Source organism: Grimontia marina (genome assembly GCF_900060185.1).
In the GTDB taxonomy this organism is placed as follows: Bacteria; Pseudomonadota; Gammaproteobacteria; order Enterobacterales; family Vibrionaceae; genus Enterovibrio; species Enterovibrio marinus.
Window position 1 is genome coordinate 1 of sequence record NZ_FIZY01000182.1, and the last position, 942, is coordinate 942.

The window sequence follows — 942 nt, forward strand, 5'->3', positions numbered from 1 at the left end:
GACAGGAAGGAATAGATGAGAAGGAACTGGGTAAGAGAAGTAAGGATAATGGCAAAAAAGAATAAAAAAACGGAGGGTTAAAGGAGTGAAGAAGAAGGAGGAAAGAGGAAAAATAGGTAATGCAGGAAGAGAGAAGAAGAAGGAGGGTAAAAGAATAAAAAAACGAGAGAAAAAAAGGGAAGAGAAAGGAAGGAAAAGTAAAGATACAAAAAAGAGAAGGGAAAAGGGAGAGAATAAAGAAGATAAGAAAAAGAAAAAGGAGAAAAGAAAAAAAGAAGGAAAGAAGAAGAAGGGAAAAAAGAAGAAAGGGAAGATGAAAAAAAGAAAAAAAATGAAGAAAAAGAGGAAGAGGTAAGAAAGGGAGAAGAAGGATGAGTAGAGGATGGAGGGAAAAAAAGAAAGAAGGAAAGAAAAAAAAGGATGACGGGGGGAAAGGGGAAGAAAAGAAAGAAGGAAATTAAAGGAAAGAAGGAAAGAATGAAAAGAAAAAGAAAAAGGAAAAAGAGGAGAAGAAAAGAGAAGAAAAAAAAGAGGAGAAAAGAAAGGAAGAAGAGAAAAGAAGAGAGAGAAAGAGGAGAGAAAGAAAGGAGGGAGTAAGAGAAAGAGCGGAGGGAGGAGAAAAAGAAAGAAAGAAAAGGAAGAGTAGAGGAGGGTTGAAGAGTGAGAAGAAGGAGTGAGAGGGAGGAGGGGAGAGGAAGGGAAAGGGAAAGAAGAAGTAGAGCGTTAGCATGAGAATAAGGAAGCATGGAGAAACTTATTAAAACCGTGTGAAGAAAGAGTGGAAGTGATGAAAGCAAAGACACCGGAATAAGGGGCGGTGAAGGATAGTCAGGCTGAACTGAACGTGTACAGCCGATAATGGAACGAATGAAGTTATCAGGTGTTTATGCTTAAAAAGAAAGGACGATAAGGAAAATGAAACATGAATTACACCACTTACCA

The 942-nt window shown here is 37.8% G+C and carries 2 protein-coding genes; both read left to right on the forward strand.

Translation table 11 applies throughout. From position 1 onward, the window contains the following. Window positions 1-85 precede the first annotated feature (85 nt). Window positions 86-355 (forward strand): hypothetical protein, encoded by a 270-nt coding sequence (locus tag GMA8713_RS25855; RefSeq protein ID WP_157515800.1) that lies wholly within the window; start codon window positions 86-88, stop codon window positions 353-355. 65 nt (window positions 356-420) lie between these two features. After that, window positions 421-597 carry a hypothetical protein gene (locus GMA8713_RS27595; protein WP_157515801.1) on the forward strand — a complete coding sequence of 59 codons (177 nt, stop codon included), beginning with the start codon at window positions 421-423 and terminating at the stop codon, window positions 595-597. Window positions 598-942 lie beyond the last annotated feature (345 nt).

Coding starts and splice junctions, on each gene's coding strand:
- GMA8713_RS27595 (WP_157515801.1), top strand. CDS start 421: ATGACGGGGGGAAAGGGGAAGAAAAGAAAGAAGGAAATTAAAGGAAAG.